The sequence below is a fragment of the Mycolicibacterium hippocampi genome, from assembly GCF_010723735.1.
Taxonomy (GTDB): domain Bacteria; phylum Actinomycetota; class Actinomycetes; order Mycobacteriales; family Mycobacteriaceae; genus Mycobacterium; species Mycobacterium hippocampi.
Map to the genome: position 1 here is coordinate 4,503,510 of NZ_BLLB01000002.1, position 16,657 is coordinate 4,520,166.

Genomic DNA, 16,657 nt, shown 5'->3' on the forward strand with positions numbered 1-16,657 from the left:
GGGAGAGCCCATGGGCCCGATCAAGAGCTTGGGCTACGTCAAGGTTCAAACCGCCGATATCGCGCGCTGGCGCCAGTTCGCCTTCCGGGTGCTGGGTTTCGCGGAAGGAAGCGGACCGGACGAGTCGGCCCTCTACCTGCGGATGGATGAGCGGGCGGCGCGCATCATCGTGGTGCCCGCCGACACCGACCGCATCGTCACCGTCGGCTGGGAAGTCCGCGACCATTCCGCGCTGGAGCGCGTGATGACTGCCCTCAACAGCGCCGGGGTGCCGTTCAAACAACTCACTCAGGAGGATGCGGACGCCCGGCGCATCGAGGAAGGCGTCGCGTTCGACGATCCTGCCGGCACTTCCGTCGAGGTGTTCCACGGCGCGGTGCTCGACCACAGCCCGGTGGTCACTCCGTTCGGGGCGAGGTTCGTCACCGGCGACCAGGGTCTCGGCCATGTGGTGTTGCCCGCCCTCGATGTCGGCGGGCTGTTCGACTTCTACACCGAGGTGCTCGGTTTCGTCTCACGCGGCGCTTTCCGAGTACCGACTCCTCCGGAGTTCGGACCCGTTCGTGTCCGCTTCCTCGGTACCAACGAGCGCCATCACAGCCTGGCTGTCTGTCCGGCAATGACCGTGCGGGACCCTGGACTGATTCATCTCATGGTCGAGGTCGACAGCCTCGACACCGTCGGACAGGCACTGGACCGGGTCAACAAGGACGGGTTCCAGCTGTCGTCGACACTGGGCCGCCACACCAACGACAAGATGGTGTCGTTCTATGTGCGGGCACCGGGCGACTGGGACATCGAGTTCGGCACCGACGGTATGCGCGTCGACGAAAGCCACTACACCGCCGAGGAAATCACCGCGGACAGCTACTGGGGCCACGAATGGGTGAGCGATCTGCCGGCCGCGATGCGGCCATGAACCGCCAGCAGGACCTTGCACCCGTGCCGGCAGCGTCGATCGGCGCCTGGGACCACGAGGCCGATGTGGTGATCGCCGGCTACGGTGTGGCCGGCGCCGCCGCAGCCGTTGAGGCCGCCCGGGCGGGGGCCGACGTGCTCGTCCTCGAGCGCACCGGATCATGGGGTGGCGCCGCGGCGATGGCCGGCGGGTTCATCTACCTCGGCGGTGGCACTGCCATCCAGACAGCCTGCGGCTTCACCGATTCCGTCGACAACATGGCTACTTTCCTCAATGCGGCGATGGGACCGGGCGCCGACGAGAATCGGATCGCCGACTACTGCGCGGGCAGCGTCGAGCATTTTGACTGGCTGGTCGACTGCGACGTGCCGTTCAAAGCCGAGTTCTTCGGCGAGCCCGGCTGGGAGCCGATGGGCGACCAGGGTCTGATGTACAGCGGCGGCGAGAACTCCTTCCCGTTCAACTCCATCGCCACCCCGGCTCCGCGTGGCCACATACCGCAGATGTCCGGCAAGAAACAGGGCGAGGCGAGCGCCGGTTACATGCTGATGAAACCGTTGGTGGACACAGCCACCGCCGCCGGAGCACGCGCACTCTACGACGTCCGGGTGCAGCGCCTGATCGTCGAGTCCGACGGTCGGGTCACCGGTATCCAGGCACGCCACTTCGGCACCGAGACGAACATCCGTGCGCGACGCGGGGTGGTGCTGGCGACCGGGAGCTTCGCCTACAACGACGCCATGGTGGCGCAGTACGCGCCGCGGATCGCAGGACGGCCGGCGGCCTCGATCGAGCAGCACGACGGTCAGGCCATCCGGATGGCGCAGGCCCTCGGGGCGGACCTCGCGCACATGGACGCCACCGAGGTGGCGATCTTCATCGACCCTCAACAACTGGTGCGCGGAATCCTCGTCAACAGCCGCGGGCAACGCTTCGTCGCCGAGGACACCTACCCGGGACGGGTCGGGCAACTGACGCTCTATCACCAGGACAACACGGCGTTTCTGATCATCGACGGCGACGCTCAGGAGGACGCGATGGCGTCACTGTCGCCGCAGCTGATGATGCGCCCGCCCACCTGGGTCTGCGAGTCGATCGCTGACCTCGAGCAGGAGATGAGTCTGGCACCAGGCTGCCTGCAGGCCACCGTTGCTGCGTACAACGAGGCTGCCGCGCGCGGTGAAGACCCGCTGCTGCACAAGAAGCCTCAATGGCTCAAGCCCATCGGGTCGCCGGTCGGCGCGATCGATCTTCGCGAGAGCACCGGTGGTTTCACCCTCGGCGGGCTGCAGACCACCCTGGACAGCGAAGTTCTGCATGTCAGCGGTGAGCCGATCCCTGGCCTCTACGGCGCCGGCCGGTCCACCGCGGGGCTTGCAGCCTGGGGATACGCCAGCGGAATCTCCCTCGGCGACGGCAGTTTTTATGGACGCCGGGCCGGGAGACGCGCCGCCAAGGGCTGATCTTCACGTTTGATATCGCCGTCCGACAGAGTTGTGTCGGGCGGCGATATCTCGTCTCTATGTGATCACGACCATGCCATGTATGCTACAACTAGTCATATATCTACTTGGCATATGTAGTCTGTTTCACATTCGGTGGAGGATCCAATGACGTTGATGTCGCAGCCAGTCGAACCCACTACCCCGAGCGCTGTCATCGACCGCGTCTCCCTGGTGCTCGACGCGTTCGACGGACCTGGCCGGCTGACCCTGGCCCAGGTGGTTCGCCGCACCGGGCTGCCGCGTTCGTCGGCCCACCGCATGCTCGACCGACTCGTACAACTGCGCTGGCTGCGCCGCAGTGGTCGCGACTATGAACTCGGCATGCGTCTGGTCGAACTGGGATCACTGGCCATCCACCAGGACCGACTGCACAAAGCCGCCATGCCGCTGCTTCAGGACCTGCACCGCGCCACCGGGCTGACGGTTCACCTTGCCGTTCTCGACGGCACCGACGTCCTCTATCTCGACAAGACCGGTGACAGGATGGCTGCGGCCATCCCGACACGAGTGGGTGGCCGCCAGCCTGCGCATTGCGCCGCTGTCGGCAAAGCCATCCTGGCCTACGGCCAGGACCCCGAGAACGTCGACCTGACGGCCCGCAAGACCCGTTTCTCGATCAACTCGCGCACCCACCTCACCACGGAACTGGCCAAGGTTCGAGCACACGGCGTCGCCTTCGACCGCGAAGAGTCGCTGGCCGGATTCGGCTGTGTGGCAGCGCCCATCGGCGGCCCCGGCGAGGCCGTCGCCGCCGTGTCGGTGTGCGGACCGATGAACCGGATGACGTTCGACCAGCGTCTGGCGGCGCCGGTGCGGATGACCGCGATGGGAATCTGGCGCGATATCGAGGACGGCCCGCGACGGGTGGTTCCGACGCTGCAGCAGGTGCGTCCCCTGCGGCCCGCACCGGCGATGCAGTACGCGTGAAACTCGATCCCCAGATCGCCGATCTGATCGACACGCTGGACGCCGGCTTTCCACCGGTGCACACCATGACCGGTGCGCAGGCCCGCGCCACGATCCGGTCCCGATTCGTGCCGAACCCTGACCCCGAGCCCGTCGGTTCCGTCACCGACACGTCCATTTCCGGACCCGGTGGCGAGCTCGCGGTCCGGATCTACCGCCCGTTGACCGACGCCGCAGCGCTGCCGGTGGTGGTGTACGCCCACGGCGGCGGCTTCGTGTTCTGCGACCTCGACAGCCACGATGGACTATGTCGGAACCTGTCGAATCGCGCTGGGGCGGTGATCATCTCGGTTGGCTACAGATTGGCGCCGGAGAACCCCTGGCCGGCCGGCGCCGAGGACGTTTACGCGGCTCTGCAATGGACAGCCGACGCCGCGGACCTACTCGATGCCGACGCGCGACGGATCGTCGTCGCCGGCGATAGCGCCGGGGGTAACCTGGCCGCCGTCGCAGCGTTGATGGCCCGTGACCGCGGAGGTCCGAACCTGGCGGGTCAGTTACTGCTCTACCCGGTGATCGCCGCCGACTTCGACACCGAGTCCTACCGGTCGTTCGGCACGGGCTTCTACAACCCGAAACCGGCACTGCAGTGGTACTGGGATCAGTACGTGCCCGCAATCGCCGACCGGCAACACCCGTACGCGTCGCCGCTGGCCGCGGACCTCAGCGGACTGCCGCCGACCGTCGTCGTCACCGCAGGCCACGATCCGCTGCACGACGAGGGGGTGGCCTACGCCGACGCGCTCCAGTCAGCCGGGGTGCCAGTGACCAGGATGCCGTATGAAGGCGGCGTGCACGGCTTCCTCACGATGCCCATGCTCGAGCTGGCTCAACGGGCTCGTGCGGACGTCAGTTATGAACTGACACGGCTACTTTCGAAATCTCCAGCGGACTGACCGCGCCATACCGCTGCTCGGGATCCAGCACACAGTGGGTGCGTCCGAACACGGTGACCATGCACTTGTTGTTGTGGGTGCACCGACTCCGCACGCCCGGGTCGGCGATCATCGCATTGACAAGGCCGGGTTCGCGCAGCAGGGCCCGGCCCATCGCGACGAAGTCGAATCCCTCGTGCATGCCCTGCTCCACGTGGTCGCGGTTGGTGATTCCGCCCAGCAGCACCAGTTTGGTGTTGTGCACCACTGGCACGAACTGACGGGCAGCAGGCAGCATGTAGAGATCTTCGTAGGGATAGCTGCCCATCGCCCACTTGCCCACCAGACGTAGCGGCAGCCTCATCGGCGGCGGCATCACGGTGGCGAACTCCTTCACCGGCACGTCCCCCCGAAACAAATACATCGGTTTGAACACCGATGAGCCCTGGGTGAGTTCGAGCGCGTCCAGGGTGGCGTCGGCGTCCAGCAGCTGCGCGGCGCGCAGAGCCTCGTCGATCCAGATGCTCCCCGGCAGGCCGTCGTCCATGTCCAGCTTGGCGATGACGGCGATGCGGTCCCCCACCACGTCGCGAACCCGCTGCGCGATCTCCCGGACGAACCGCGAGCGGCTGTCGATGTCACCGCCGTACTCGTCCTTGCGGCGATTGACCAGCGGGCTCAAGAACGAGCTCGGCAGGTAAAGGTGGCCGAAGTGCAGCTCGACCGCGTCGAATCCGGCATCGACGGCGACTTGGGCCGCAGCGCCGAACTGATCGATCACCGTCTGTATCTCGTCTCGGGTGATCTCCCGGCAGTACGCCATGGACGCCGGGTTGAGGAACCTGCTCGGCGCGACCGGGGTGACCCCCGTGAGTCGTTTGGGTGCCACCACCCCGGCGTGACCCAGTTGCGCCGAGATCGCCGCGCCGGCGGCGTGCACCGCGGCGGTCAGGCGTTGCAACCCCGGCAACGCCTCCACGCTCATGACGATCTGCCCCGGTGCGCTGGCCGCCTCTGGTGACACACAGCAGTACGCGACAGTGGTCATACCGACGCCACCGAGCGCAAACGCGCGGTGGAAGTCGATCAGGTCGTCGGTGACCAGCCCGAGCGGTGATCGACCCTCAGACGTCGCGGCCTTGATCACCCTGTTTCTCAGCGTCACCGGCCCAAGTTGAGCCGGGTCCATCGGGTTCGGCGACACAGCAACACTCATCCCAACACTGTCCTTCCCAAATCCTTCATGTCGACGACTGCTTCCCGGTGGTCGGGAGCGCTACCGTCATCACCACTGCGCGCTACCTATTCTCGGCTCATGTCCGGCGATGTTTACGTCATAGACCGTGTGGTCACCCGACCCGGCCGCGCCAGGACATTCGTCGACACCTACCTCGCCGAGTACGCGCCGGGCGCCCGCAAACGCGGCATGACACTGTGTAATGTCCTGGTCAGCCCACCGATCTGGTTCGACGACCAGGTCAACACCGTCACCATCACCTGGTCGCTGCCCACCCCCCAGGCGTGGTGGGAGATGACCTGGCAGGGCCGCCCCGACGCCACCCTGGGACCGTGGTGGGCCGGTGTGGCCGACATGATCGAAGAGCGCTCTCGCACCGTGGCTGCCGCAGCCGACGACGTCGACGGGCTGTGCGATGTATAACGTCACCACGTTGATCCACACCGACCAGCGCGACCCCGTGATCGCCGCGCTGCGCGAAGTGGTGCGCGACGTACCCGATGCCCTTGTCGAAGCGACGCTGCCCGGTGTGCGCAATGGCGGCGACATCCTGATGCACCTGAGATTCGCCGACCATAGCCAGTGGCCAGAACTGCAAGCCCCCGTCGACAAGGTTCTGTCGACACCCGCTGTCACCCATGTCGACAGTGCGCACTACCGCGGCAGCCCCGCCGGGCCGAACGATCCGGGCGGATCGGTGTATCGCGCACTGTTCCTGCGGGTGGCTCCGGACACCCCCGACGATGTGCTCGCCCGGTTCGAGGCCGACCTCGCCGCAATGCCGCGCTACGTCGCCACCATCACCGCCTGGCAGCTCAGCCGCGTGACGACCGCCATCGGCACATCGCCATGGACGCACGTGTTCTCGCAGCGGTTCACCGACGTCGACGGCCTGCGCGGACCCTATCTGATGCACCCGATCCACTGGGCCTACGTCGACCGGTGGTTCGACCCGGAATGCCCGGAGTACATCGTCCGAGACCGGGTGTGCCACAGCTTCTGCCACTACCCCGATTCATAGCGCAGGCGGCGTCTCACATGCCCGAGGGTGAGATGTTCGGATTGGCCGTCGCCGGCGGTTCCACCGGCGGCAGCACCGTGCAGCCGTCGAGCGTGTGCACCGCAAGTTGCTGCGACCACGGATAGTGCAGGCTGAACGCGACCAGACCAGTCCGCTCCGCCGCGGGAAGGTGGCACATCGCCAACACAGTCTCGGCCAGGTACTCCACCGGCTCGGTCGGAAAGGCATCCGGAATCAGTTGCGCTGCACCGGGAGTACGAATCGCTGTCGACGGACCCACGCAGTTGACAGCAATATTGGCGTCAACCAGTTCGGCCGCCACGCCTTGGGTGAACCGGTGCAACGCCGCCTTCGCCGATGCATAGATCACATCGCCCGAGGTCTTGTTGTAGTCGCGATACGGGCGCACCGGCGCCACCCCGGTCACCGAACCGATGTTGACGATCCAGCCCTCCCCCTGCGTGGTCATGTGCGGGATCGCGGCGCGCGTCAGGACAAACGGGGTACGCAGGTAGTGCTCGAGGGTGCGGTCGAACGTCTCGGTGCTCATCTGCTCGATCACCGAATAATCAGCGAACCCGGCGTTGTTGACCAGGATGTCGATCCGGCCCGTGCGGTCGAGCACCTCGTCGATCAGGTTGTCACGCTGCTCCGCATCCTCGAGGTCAGCAGCCACACCGATTGCCGTGCCGCCGGCCTTCTCGATCAGTTCGACGGTCTCACCGATGGTGCCGGGCAACGCAGTGGAGCAGCCGCCCCGAATCGACGGCGACGGCGCATGCGAACGCGCCGTCACCACGACCGTCGCCCCCTCGGCCGCCAACCGCTGAGCGATGGCGCGGCCAATACCACGGCTGCTGCCCGTCACCAACGCTGTTCTACCGGTGAGCATTCCAGTCATCGCAACACGAAGTCCTCTTCGATGGGGGCCCGATGCTGATGCCAGACGTCGACGAGCCGAAACGGGGTGGCGACCACAACACGGCCGGAACCGGAACGGTAATAGGTGTGGGCGTTGGGGGTGTGACACCACACGGTGCGGCTCATCGCCTCGTCAATCGCCGCCACGTAGTCGCGGTGCGCTTCTGCGGTCACCTCGATGGTGGTCGCACCGCGCAGGGCCATCAACTGCAAGCACTCGATGATGTAGTGCGCCAGCACCTCCATCGAAAAGTTCGCTCCCGCACCATGTCCGGGGCTGTAGTTGGGTGCCGACGTGATGAACAGGTTCGGGAATCCCGGCACCGTGCCGCCGCGGTAGGCACTCGGACTGTCGCCCCACACCTCGGCCAGTTTCACGCCGTTACGGCCTCGAATGTCCACGGTGGAAAGGAAGTCCAGGTGGTAACCGGTGGCGTAAATGATGATGTCGAGGTCGATGTGTCGTCCGTCCTGCGTGACGATTCCGGTGGCGTCGACCTCCGCGGGCTCGCTGGCCTCGACGTCGACGTGCGGACGGGCCAGCGCCGCGTAGTATCCGCCCGGGTCGCGGATGATCCGCTTGCCGTAAGGCGCGAAGTCAGGAGTCACCTTTTTCGCCAATTCAGTTCCTGCACCGAATGTCTGGTCGATGTACTCCAGGCACATCTTCAGCAGTACGTCATTGGCCGGCGAGATGGACAGGTGGGACTTCGACCATTCCTCGTCCTGCAGGATGATCGGGTAGTTGTTGTCGGCGGTCCCCCAGTACGACTTGAGGCGATGCCATTTCGCGTAGTACGGCAGGCGCGCTCCGAGGTACCGGCGGTGTTCGGGAACCGCGTCGGTGAGCCGCTTGCGCGGCGCCACCCAGTGCGGCTGACGTTGGAACACCGTCAGGTGCTCGACCTGCTCGACGCAGGAGTCGACGATCTGCACGGCGGTGCACCCGGCCCCGATGATCGCGACCCGCTTGCCGGTGAGGTCCAGCGCAGGATCCCACAGCGCGGAGTGAACACTTATGCCCTCGAACGACTCTCTTCCCGGGAGCTCCGGCCAACGCGGCCGGTTGAGGTAGCCCACTGCGGTGATGACGACGCGGGCGTAGCCGATGTCCCGACCCCCCTGGGCATCAACCGTGTGGATCTGCCATTGCTCGCGGTCCTCGTCCCACCACAGAGCCTCGACCTCGGTGCCGAACCGGGTGCGCTCGCGCAACCGGTGTTTGTCCGCCAACGCCACCAGGTAGGCCTGGTACTCCGCGCCCTGCGGATAGTAGTTCGTCCAGTCGGGGTTCACCTCGCGGGACAGCGAATAGTACGCCGACGGCGTATCCACGCCGATTCCAGGATATTTGGTGGTCAACCAGGTGCCGCCGACTTCGTCGTTGCGGTCGATGATCTCGTAGGCGATGCCCGCCTCGGCAGCGGCCAGCGCGGCGTTGATGCCCGCGATGCCTGCCCCGATGATGGTCACGTCCAAGGTTTCAGGGATCGGAACGGTGCGCGGCAGCGTGGGCCGCGACGGCTGGAAGCCGCCCTGCTCCAACAGGAGTGGCACCTGCTCGTCGTCGACCTCGGATCCCAGCGCCACCGGCAGCAATCGGCAGAACAACTCCAGATCGTCGGCCGCGACCGCGTCGGAGCGGCGGGGCGCGGCGAGAGCGTGTATCACGGCATCCGCCAACGCCGCCGACGTGTCGGGATCGGTGACACCCGCACGTTCCGGTGGATCGGGCACATAGGAGATCTTGGGGCCGAACCGGTCGATGACCGACGGATCGCCGGTGATCTGCGCGAGCACCGCCACCAGAACTCCGGGGTCCGCTGCGCGCAGATTGGCCCGCAGTTGCTCAGGATCGGTAACGGTCACTGCGGCCTCAGACGGTGAAGCGGTGGTCATGACTCCGAGTATCGGAGCGAACCCGCGAGTCGGGCATCACAATGTCTACTCAGCGGGAGGCGAGCAGACTTGACGCGGGCCCTCCCATAACCTTCGGCACATGCACTGTGGGCAGGATGGCGCGAGCGGCGATGCGCCGTGGTGAGCATGGACCTCGAGGCGCTGATCAACCGGGCACGCGCGCATACGCTCGGTGATGTCCCCCGCCGCTCGGCGCGACGGCAGCCCGACAAAACCGCGATCGTCGACGGCGATGTGGTGCTGACATTCGCCGAGTTCGACGATCTGGTCGACCGAGCCGCGGCGGCTCTGGACGACAACGGCTTCCGGCCTGGGGACCGGCTGGCGTTGCTGGCACACAACTGCTGGCAGTACGCCGTCCTCGCGTTCGCCACGGCGCGTGCCGCGGTGGTTCTCGTCCCTGTCAACTTCATGCTGACCGCCGAGGAGATCTCTTTCATCCTCGGTCACAGCAAGGTCAGCGGGTTCATCGTCGAAGCAGACCTGGTCCCCACAGCCGAGCACGCGATGCGACTGGGAACGATCGTCACCACAACGGCGGCGCTCGTTTTGCCGGGTCAGCAGAAGCCCGTTGGCTGGGACGACTTCGGGCAGTGGCTACGCACCGGGTCCGCGCCGCCTCAACCCGAATTCGACGACGACCAACTACTGCGGCTGATGTACACCAGCGGCACCGAATCCCGACCCAAGGCCGTCATGCACAGCAGCCGCAGCCTGATGTGGCAGTACGTCAGCACCATCGTGGCCGGATCGATGTCTGGTGACGACGTCGAAATCCATTCCTTACCGCTCTATCACTGCGCACAGCTGGACAACTTCCTGGCCACCGACATCTACCTCGGCGCCACCAGCGTCATCCTGCCGCGCCCGGAACCCGAGCTGATACTGAGGACCATCGAGCGCTACGGCATCACGAATTACTTTGCCCCTCCCACGGTGTGGATCAGCCTGCTGCGGTCCCCGATTTTCGACGACGTGGACCTGTCCAGTCTGCGCAAGGGTTACTACGGCGCGTCGGCGATGCCGACGGAGATTCTCGCCGAGATCCGCGACCGATTGCCCGATCTGAGGCTGTGGAACTTCTACGGCCAGACCGAGATGGCGCCGCTGGCCTCCGCACTCGGCCCCGATGAACAGGACGCTCACCCCGGTGCGGCCGGACGACCGGTGATCAACGTGGACACCACGATCCTCGACGAACACGACACGCCGGTCCCGGCCGGGACCGTCGGCGAGATCGCCCACCGCAGCCCGCATCTGATGCTGGGCTACCTCGACGACCCGGAGAAGACCGCCGAGGCGTTCAAGGGCGGCTGGTTCCACTCCGGGGACCTCGGCTTCTACGACGAGCACGGACTGCTGCACGTCGTAGACCGCAAGAAGGACATGATCAAGACCGGCGGCGAGAACGTCGCGAGCCGCGAGGTCGAAGAGGTGCTGTATCGGCACCCCGGGGTGCAGGAAGTCGCGGTCTTCGGGTTGAGCCACCCGGTATGGGTGGAAGCCGTGGTGGCCGCAGTGGTGGTCCGCGGCGGTCTCACGCTGACCGAGGACGACATCCTCGCCCACTGCCGCAAGCACCTCGCCGGGTTCAAGACACCCAAACACGTCTACTTCGTTGATGCGCTTCCCAAGAATCCCAGCGGCAAGCTCCTGAAGCGAGCGCTGCGGGAGCGCTTCAGCCTCGAACCGACAAGTCACTGAGGAGATTTCCGCTCGTGTTCACCGGACGTATCGCACGATTCAACGCACCGGGTACACCGTTCGAGATCGAGACGGTGAACCTGCCCGAGCTGGGTCCGGGCGAGATCCTGATCAAGGTCACCCGCACCAATATCTGCGGCTCGGACGTGCATGCCTGGCACGGCACGTTCGCCACCCGTGGCCTGGGCGGGCAGCTTCCCACCGTTCTGGGACACGAGATGGTCGGTGTGGTAGAAGCGCTGGGCGAGGGCGTTACAGCCGACTCCAACGGCGCTCCGCTGGAATCTGGCACCCGCGTGGTGTTCCCCTACTTCTTCTGCTGCCATACCTGCCGCAACTGTCTGCGAGGTAGACGCAACTCGTGCCTGAACATGACGATGGCGATGCTGGGCCGCGCCGATGAACCGCCGTACTTCGTCGGCGGTTATGGCGACTACTTCCTGCTGCCGGCCGGCGCGGTGGTCTACACCGTGCCCGACAGCGTCTCCGACGACATAGCTGCCGGCGCCAACTGCGCGCTGTCCCAGGTGATGTACGGTCTCGAACGCGTCGATCAGCAACTCGGCGAGTTCGTTGTGGTGCAGGGCGCCGGCGCACTCGGCCTGTACGCGGTCGCAGTGGCCAAGGCGCGTGGAGCGGCTCGGGTCATCGCGATCGACGGGGTGCCCGAGCGGCTGGAATTGGCGACCGCGTTCGGCGCCGATGCGGTCATCGATATGAATGAGCTTCCCACCGCCAAGGAACGTGTAAGGGCGGTCCGCAAGCTCACCGACGGCCAGGGCGCGGACGTAACCGTTGAGGTCGTCGGCCACCCGTCGGCCATCGACGAGGGGCTGCAGATGCTCGGTCAGTTCGGCCGCTACGTCGAGATCGGCAACATCAACATCGGCAAGACCTTCGAATTCGACCCCTCGAGGTTCGTGTTCGGCAACAAGACGATGGTCGGTGTCTCACTGTACGACCCCGCGGTGCTTTCGCGCGCGCTGACCTTCCTCGAACAACACCGCACCATCTTGCCGCTCGAACGCCTTGCGGCAGCCAGCTATTCGCTCGACAACATCAACGATGCCTTCGCCGCTGCCGAGGACAAGCGCGACGTGCGCGCCAGCATCGTGCCCTGACCACCCGACCCTGGAGAGACGACAGATGCACGACTACACCCGCACCACGCTGTTCATCAACGGACAGTGGGTGACTCCCGATGGCACCGGGGCCATCGAGGTGATCGACCCTGCCACCGAGGAGGTGATCGGTTCGGTACCCAGCGGCACCGCCGCCGATGTCGACGCCGCGGTGTCCGCAGCACGGCGCGCCTTCGACCCGTTGATCGGCGTCGCCGAGCGCCGCGACCGCGTCGCCGCGGTCATCACCGCGATGGAGAAGCGGCTGCCCGACATCGCCGAGACCATCACCGCCGAGATGGGCGCCCCGGTGCGCATCGCCCAGACTGTGCAGACTCAGGTCCCGCTCGCCGTGGCCCGCGGCGTCGAGAACGTCCTGGCGACGTTCGACTTCGAAGAGCGCGTGGCCAATTCGCTGGTGGTGCGGGAACCCTACGGGGTGGTCGGTGCGATCACACCATGGAACTACCCGCTCTACCAGGTGATCGCCAAGGTGCTGCCGGCGATCGCAGCGGGCTGCACCGTGGTGCTCAAACCGAGCAACGAGGCACCGTTGTCGGTCTTCGAGTTCATCGAGGCCGTCGAGGACGCCGGCCTGCCTCCGGGCGTCCTCAACCTGGTGTCGGGTCCCGGCGCGGTGATCGGTGAGCGACTCGCCGAGCACCCCGACGTCGACTTGGTGTCCTTCACCGGCTCCACCGGTGTCGGCGCGCGGGTCGCGGAGCTGGCCGGACGGTCGGTCAAGAAGGTGGCACTGGAACTCGGCGGCAAGTCCGCCAACGTGATCCTCGACGGGGCCGACCTGGCGACGGCAGTCAAGGTCGGCGTCAGCAATGCCTTTCTCAACGGTGGCCAGACGTGCATGGCTTGGACGCGGATGCTGGTGCCGCAGTCCCGCTACGGCGAGGCACTGGACCTGATCGAGGCCGCCGTCTCGCGGTACACCGTCGGGGATCCGCGGGATCCCGCCACCCGGATCGGGCCGTCGGCCTCAGCGTCGCAATACGAGTCGGTATGCGGCTTCATCGAACGCGCCCAGAGGGACGGCGCACGACTGCTCACCGGAGGTGCGCAGAAGATCCGAGAGGTGGGCTACTACGTGACGCCGACAGTGTTCGCCGACGTCGACCCGAACTCGGAGCTGGGCCAGGAAGAAGTGTTCGGCCCTGTGCTCGCCGTGATCCCGTTCTCCGACGACGAGGATGCGCTGCGGATCGCCAATGGCACCCCGTACGGACTGTCCGGCGCCGTGTGGGCAAGGGACACCGACACCGCTATCGCCTTCGCCCGCGGCGTGCAGACCGGTCAGCTCGACATCAACGGCGGCCAGTACAACCCGGTCGCGCCGTTCGGCGGCTACAAGAAGTCCGGCATCGGCCGCGAACTCGGCCGGGCCGGCTTCGAAGAGTTTCTGCAGACCAAGTCCCTGCAACTGCCGGTGACGGCGTGAACAGCCCGCTGGACATCGCCGACACCGGCGCAACCCGGGTCTGGACGATCAACATCCCCCAGGCCGGCAACGCGATCACCGACAAGGGCTTCATCGCCGCTTTCGAAGCGGCGGTGGACGACGCCAACGCCGACACCGCCGTCGGCGCCGTCATCCTCACCGGAGCGGGCAAGATCTTCTCCGCAGGTGGCAACGTCAAGGAGATGGCTGATCGCGAAGGTATGTTCGGTCTCGATGCGCTCGATCAGCGCCGCGCCTATGTCGACGGTATCCAGCGGATCCCGCGGGCATTGGCCCGCCTGGAGGTGCCCGTGATCGCCGCCGTCAACGGAGCCGCCGTCGGCGCCGGGTGCGACCTGGCAATGATGTGCGACCTCCGGGTAGCATCCGAGCGGGCCTCATTTGCTGAGAGTTTCGTGCAGATCGGCTTGATCCCCGGTGACGGCGGCACCTGGTTCCTGCCGCGCGCCATCGGCTACGAAAGGGCCGCCGAGATGACTTTCACCGGTGATCGGATCGATGCGGCGACAGCGCTGCAGTGGGGCATGGTCGGCCGGGTCGTACCGCACGACGAGCTGCTCCCCCAATCCCACGTGTTGGCCGAGCGCATCACCAAGAATCCCGCGCACGCGGTGCGGATGGCCAAACGCCTGATGCAGGAGTCCCGGACCGGTGTACTGGAGTCGACGCTCGGCATGGCCGCGGCGATGCAGCCGCTGGCACACCGCGACCCTGAGCACGAGGCGCGTATCGCTCGGTGGAGGAGCCAGGGATGACACTTCCCCGTTTGATGCCACCGGCCAGCGTCGACGCCTCGAGCACCGATGAGCTGCGCGACGAAGTCCGCCGTTTCCTCGCCGAGCAACTAGCCGCCGGCGCTTTCACCCCCGCGGTGGACGGCTGGCTGTCCGGCTGGGACGAGACCTTCACCGCCGCCCTCGCCAAGCAGGGCTGGCTTGGTATGACAGTTCCAAAAGAATATGGTGGACATGGCCGCTCGTTCCTGGAGCGGTTCGTGGTCACGGAGGAGCTGCTGGCGGCGGGGGCCCCGGTGGCGGCGCACTGGATCGCCGACCGGCAGATCGTGCCGGCCCTGTTGAAAAGCGGCACCGAGGCACAGCGGACCCAATTTCTGCCACAGATCGTGCGCGGTGAGTGCTTCTTCGGCATCGGGATGAGCGAGCCGGACTCCGGCTCCGACCTGGCCAGTGTGCGCACCCGGGCTGTCGCGGTCGACGGTGGGTGGTCGCTGTCGGGCACCAAGGTCTGGACCTCCGGCGCGCACCGGGCGCACGCGTTCATCGCGCTCGCCCGCACCGCACCGGCGGACCCGGCGCACCGGCACGCCGGCCTCAGCCAGTTCATCGTCGACCTGCGCGGGCCGGGCGTGGACATCCGCCCCATCATCTCGATGAACGGCGCCCACCACTTCAACGAGGTGATCCTCGAGGAGGTGTTCGTGCCCGACACCATGGTGTTTGGGGAGATCGGCGCAGGCTGGCAGCAGGTGACCTCCGAGTTGAGCTTCGAACGCAGTGGGCCCGAACGATTCTTGTCAACCTTCGTGCTGCTCGCCGCAGCCGCCGAGCACATGGCTGCGCACCGGACGACTCGCAGCAATGAACTGGGACGAATTGTCGCCCGCGTGGCGGGCCTGCACCACATGTCGACTGCAGTGGCGGGCGCGCTGGAGCGTGACGAACCCGCCGACGTGCCGGCTGCGGTGGTGAAGGTGTTGGGCACCACCACAGAGGGTGACATCGCCGACTTCGCGGACCTCTATGTCGGCGGCGCTGCCATCGTCGACCCTGCGCTGGCCGAGCTGGTGTCGAGTGCCGTCGACCAGCGCCCAGGCTTCACGCTGCGTGGCGGAACCAATGAGGTGTTGCGCGGTGTGATCGCGCGAGGACTGGGGATGCGATGACCGCCACCGGTATCACCGCGTTCGGTGTCGACCCGGCCGTGGTCGACATGATGGGGCGGGTATTTGCCGACCACCGCGAAAGTCATCCGCCCACCGCAGGGGTCGAGCGTGACTCGACGTTGTGGCAGACGCTCGATGAACTCGGACTGCTGCGTCTCACCGGTGCAGAGTCAGCAGGCGGCAGCGGAGCAGGTTGGTACGAGGCCGCCGAACTCCTGGCGGCCGCGGTACATCACGGCGTGCGGATTCCGTTGGCCGAACACGATCTACTGGCGTGCTGGCTGCTGGAAGCCAACACCATGGAGTGCGACAAGGCGGTGCGCACCGCGGCGATGCTCAGCGATCAGGGGGTCGCGACGGGAGTTCCCTGGGCGACCGGCGCCGAGCGGATCGTCGTCGTCTGGCCCACCGGGGACGAATACCGCGTGGCCGACGTTGAGGTCGCCGCACTCGACATCACCCCCGGCATCAACTTGATCGGCGAGCCACGCGACACTGTGCGCGCCGATGTGGGCACCCTGACAGGAGCGCCACTGGCCGCGGAACTGGTCGCCGTCTTGCGACGTAAGTCAGCGCTGGTGCGCTCGATTCAGGTGTGTGCCGCCCTGGACCGAATCCTGGCCCTCTCGATTGAGCACTGTGGCTCCCGGGTCCAGTTCGGACGCCCGCTGTCCAATTTCCAGACAGTGCAGAATCTGATCTCCGATATCGCCGCCGAGACAGCGTTGGCGCGTGCCGCAACCGAAGCCGCGCTCACCGCCGCTGTCACCAGCGACTGGTCGGCTGCCAAGCTCGACTTCCTCATTGCGGTGGCGCGATCGTGTACCGGCCATGCAACTTCGGTGGTGGTGCGCAACGCCCACCAGGTTCACGGCGCCATGGGCACCACCTTCGAGCACCGGCTGCACGAGTTCACCCGGCCCGCCCTGGCGTGGCGTTCGGAGTTCGGATCGATGCAGCACTGGGATGGCCAGGTGACCGACGCCGCCCTGCAGGCGGGCACGGCAGGGTTGTGGAGTCTCATCACCGGTTGACGCAACTTCACGGACGGCCATGTTCCACTGATCGGGCAACACTGATGTCACCGGCGACAC

Annotated in this window: 15 protein-coding genes; 12 read left to right on the forward strand and 3 right to left on the reverse strand. The window is 66.4% G+C overall.

The window, feature by feature from the left end; translation table 11 throughout:
* Nucleotides 1–10: 10 nt before the first annotated feature.
* The 4 genes from bphC (at nucleotide 11) to lipP1 (ending at nucleotide 4,286) form a co-directional block, all read left to right on the forward strand.
* On the forward strand, nucleotides 11–919 hold the full coding sequence (bphC, locus tag G6N53_RS22640) for a biphenyl-2,3-diol 1,2-dioxygenase (RefSeq protein ID WP_163892431.1): 909 nt from the start codon (nucleotides 11–13) through the stop codon (nucleotides 917–919).
* Nucleotides 916–2,382 carry an FAD-dependent oxidoreductase gene (locus G6N53_RS22645; protein WP_163896256.1) on the forward strand — a complete coding sequence of 489 codons (1,467 nt, stop codon included), beginning with the start codon at nucleotides 916–918 and terminating at the stop codon, nucleotides 2,380–2,382. The genes bphC and G6N53_RS22645 overlap by 4 nt, the downstream gene beginning before the upstream one ends.
* 156 nt (nucleotides 2,383–2,538) lie before the next feature.
* Entirely contained in the window at nucleotides 2,539–3,351 is an 813-nt protein-coding gene (locus tag G6N53_RS22650; RefSeq protein ID WP_163892434.1) for an IclR family transcriptional regulator, read from the forward strand.
* The gene (gene lipP1, locus G6N53_RS22655) at nucleotides 3,348–4,286 is read left to right on the forward strand and encodes a LipP1 family hormone-sensitive lipase (RefSeq protein WP_163892437.1); all 939 of its coding nucleotides are present in this window, start codon (nucleotides 3,348–3,350) and stop codon (nucleotides 4,284–4,286) included. The genes G6N53_RS22650 and lipP1 overlap by 4 nt, the downstream gene beginning before the upstream one ends.
* Here the strand turns inward: lipP1 and G6N53_RS22660 are convergent.
* Nucleotides 4,240–5,481 (reverse strand): NADH:flavin oxidoreductase, encoded by a 1,242-nt coding sequence (locus G6N53_RS22660; RefSeq protein ID WP_163892440.1) that lies wholly within the window; start codon nucleotides 5,479–5,481, stop codon nucleotides 4,240–4,242. The two genes, lipP1 and G6N53_RS22660, sit on opposite strands and share 47 nt — an antisense overlap.
* 99 nt (nucleotides 5,482–5,580) lie before the next feature.
* On the opposite strand from G6N53_RS22660, the gene G6N53_RS22665 reads away from it, so the two are divergent.
* A complete protein-coding gene (locus G6N53_RS22665; RefSeq protein WP_163892443.1) occupies nucleotides 5,581–5,925 on the forward strand; it encodes a hypothetical protein in 345 nt (114 codons plus the stop codon).
* Complete coding sequence (locus G6N53_RS22670; protein ID WP_163892446.1) at nucleotides 5,918–6,523, forward strand: Dabb family protein; 606 nt, start codon at nucleotides 5,918–5,920, stop codon at nucleotides 6,521–6,523. The genes G6N53_RS22665 and G6N53_RS22670 overlap by 8 nt, the downstream gene beginning before the upstream one ends.
* 13 nt (nucleotides 6,524–6,536) lie before the next feature.
* Here the strand turns inward: G6N53_RS22670 and G6N53_RS22675 are convergent, their stop codons facing one another.
* Nucleotides 6,537–7,424 carry an SDR family NAD(P)-dependent oxidoreductase gene (locus G6N53_RS22675; RefSeq protein ID WP_163892448.1) on the reverse strand — a complete coding sequence of 296 codons (888 nt, stop codon included), beginning with the start codon at nucleotides 7,422–7,424 and terminating at the stop codon, nucleotides 6,537–6,539.
* A complete protein-coding gene (locus G6N53_RS22680) occupies nucleotides 7,421–9,343 on the reverse strand; it encodes a flavin-containing monooxygenase (RefSeq protein WP_163892451.1) in 1,923 nt (640 codons plus the stop codon). Before G6N53_RS22680 ends, G6N53_RS22675 begins: the two co-directional genes overlap by 4 nt.
* Before the next feature lie 147 nt (nucleotides 9,344–9,490).
* On the opposite strand from G6N53_RS22680, the gene G6N53_RS22685 reads away from it, so the two are divergent.
* The 6 genes from G6N53_RS22685 to G6N53_RS22710 are packed head-to-tail and all read left to right on the forward strand — an operon-like array spanning nucleotide 9,491 to nucleotide 16,597.
* Nucleotides 9,491–11,068: an acyl-CoA synthetase gene (locus G6N53_RS22685; protein ID WP_163896258.1), complete on the forward strand. Its 1,578-nt coding sequence runs from the start codon at nucleotides 9,491–9,493 to the stop codon at nucleotides 11,066–11,068.
* Nucleotides 11,069–11,082: 14 nt separating this feature from the next.
* Nucleotides 11,083–12,189, forward strand: a complete 1,107-nt coding sequence (locus G6N53_RS22690) for a zinc-binding dehydrogenase (RefSeq protein ID WP_163892454.1) — start codon at nucleotides 11,083–11,085, stop codon at nucleotides 12,187–12,189.
* A gap of 25 nt (nucleotides 12,190–12,214) precedes the next feature.
* Nucleotides 12,215–13,639 carry an aldehyde dehydrogenase family protein gene (locus G6N53_RS22695; protein ID WP_163892457.1) on the forward strand — a complete coding sequence of 475 codons (1,425 nt, stop codon included), beginning with the start codon at nucleotides 12,215–12,217 and terminating at the stop codon, nucleotides 13,637–13,639.
* Nucleotides 13,636–14,415 carry a crotonase/enoyl-CoA hydratase family protein gene (locus G6N53_RS22700; RefSeq protein ID WP_163892460.1) on the forward strand — a complete coding sequence of 260 codons (780 nt, stop codon included), beginning with the start codon at nucleotides 13,636–13,638 and terminating at the stop codon, nucleotides 14,413–14,415. The genes G6N53_RS22695 and G6N53_RS22700 overlap by 4 nt, the downstream gene beginning before the upstream one ends.
* On the forward strand, nucleotides 14,412–15,563 hold the full coding sequence (locus G6N53_RS22705) for an acyl-CoA dehydrogenase family protein (RefSeq protein ID WP_163892463.1): 1,152 nt from the start codon (nucleotides 14,412–14,414) through the stop codon (nucleotides 15,561–15,563). Before G6N53_RS22700 ends, G6N53_RS22705 begins: the two co-directional genes overlap by 4 nt.
* Nucleotides 15,560–16,597 carry an acyl-CoA dehydrogenase family protein gene (locus G6N53_RS22710; protein ID WP_163892466.1) on the forward strand — a complete coding sequence of 346 codons (1,038 nt, stop codon included), beginning with the start codon at nucleotides 15,560–15,562 and terminating at the stop codon, nucleotides 16,595–16,597. The genes G6N53_RS22705 and G6N53_RS22710 overlap by 4 nt, the downstream gene beginning before the upstream one ends.
* The last annotated feature ends 60 nt before the right edge of the window (nucleotides 16,598–16,657 follow it).

Coding starts and splice junctions, on each gene's coding strand:
- G6N53_RS22670 (WP_163892446.1), top strand. CDS start 5,918: ATGTATAACGTCACCACGTTGATCCACACCGACCAGCGCGACCCCGTG.
- G6N53_RS22705 (WP_163892463.1), top strand. CDS start 14,412: ATGACACTTCCCCGTTTGATGCCACCGGCCAGCGTCGACGCCTCGAGC.
- G6N53_RS22650 (WP_163892434.1), top strand. CDS start 2,539: ATGTCGCAGCCAGTCGAACCCACTACCCCGAGCGCTGTCATCGACCGC.
- G6N53_RS22680 (WP_163892451.1), bottom strand. CDS start 9,343: ATGACCACCGCTTCACCGTCTGAGGCCGCAGTGACCGTTACCGATCCT.
- G6N53_RS22695 (WP_163892457.1), top strand. CDS start 12,215: ATGCACGACTACACCCGCACCACGCTGTTCATCAACGGACAGTGGGTG.
- bphC (WP_163892431.1), top strand. CDS start 11: ATGGGCCCGATCAAGAGCTTGGGCTACGTCAAGGTTCAAACCGCCGAT.
- G6N53_RS22685 (WP_163896258.1), top strand. CDS start 9,491: ATGGACCTCGAGGCGCTGATCAACCGGGCACGCGCGCATACGCTCGGT.
- G6N53_RS22710 (WP_163892466.1), top strand. CDS start 15,560: ATGACCGCCACCGGTATCACCGCGTTCGGTGTCGACCCGGCCGTGGTC.
- G6N53_RS22665 (WP_163892443.1), top strand. CDS start 5,581: ATGTCCGGCGATGTTTACGTCATAGACCGTGTGGTCACCCGACCCGGC.
- G6N53_RS22660 (WP_163892440.1), bottom strand. CDS start 5,481: ATGAGTGTTGCTGTGTCGCCGAACCCGATGGACCCGGCTCAACTTGGG.
- G6N53_RS22675 (WP_163892448.1), bottom strand. CDS start 7,424: ATGACTGGAATGCTCACCGGTAGAACAGCGTTGGTGACGGGCAGCAGC.
- G6N53_RS22645 (WP_163896256.1), top strand. CDS start 916: ATGAACCGCCAGCAGGACCTTGCACCCGTGCCGGCAGCGTCGATCGGC.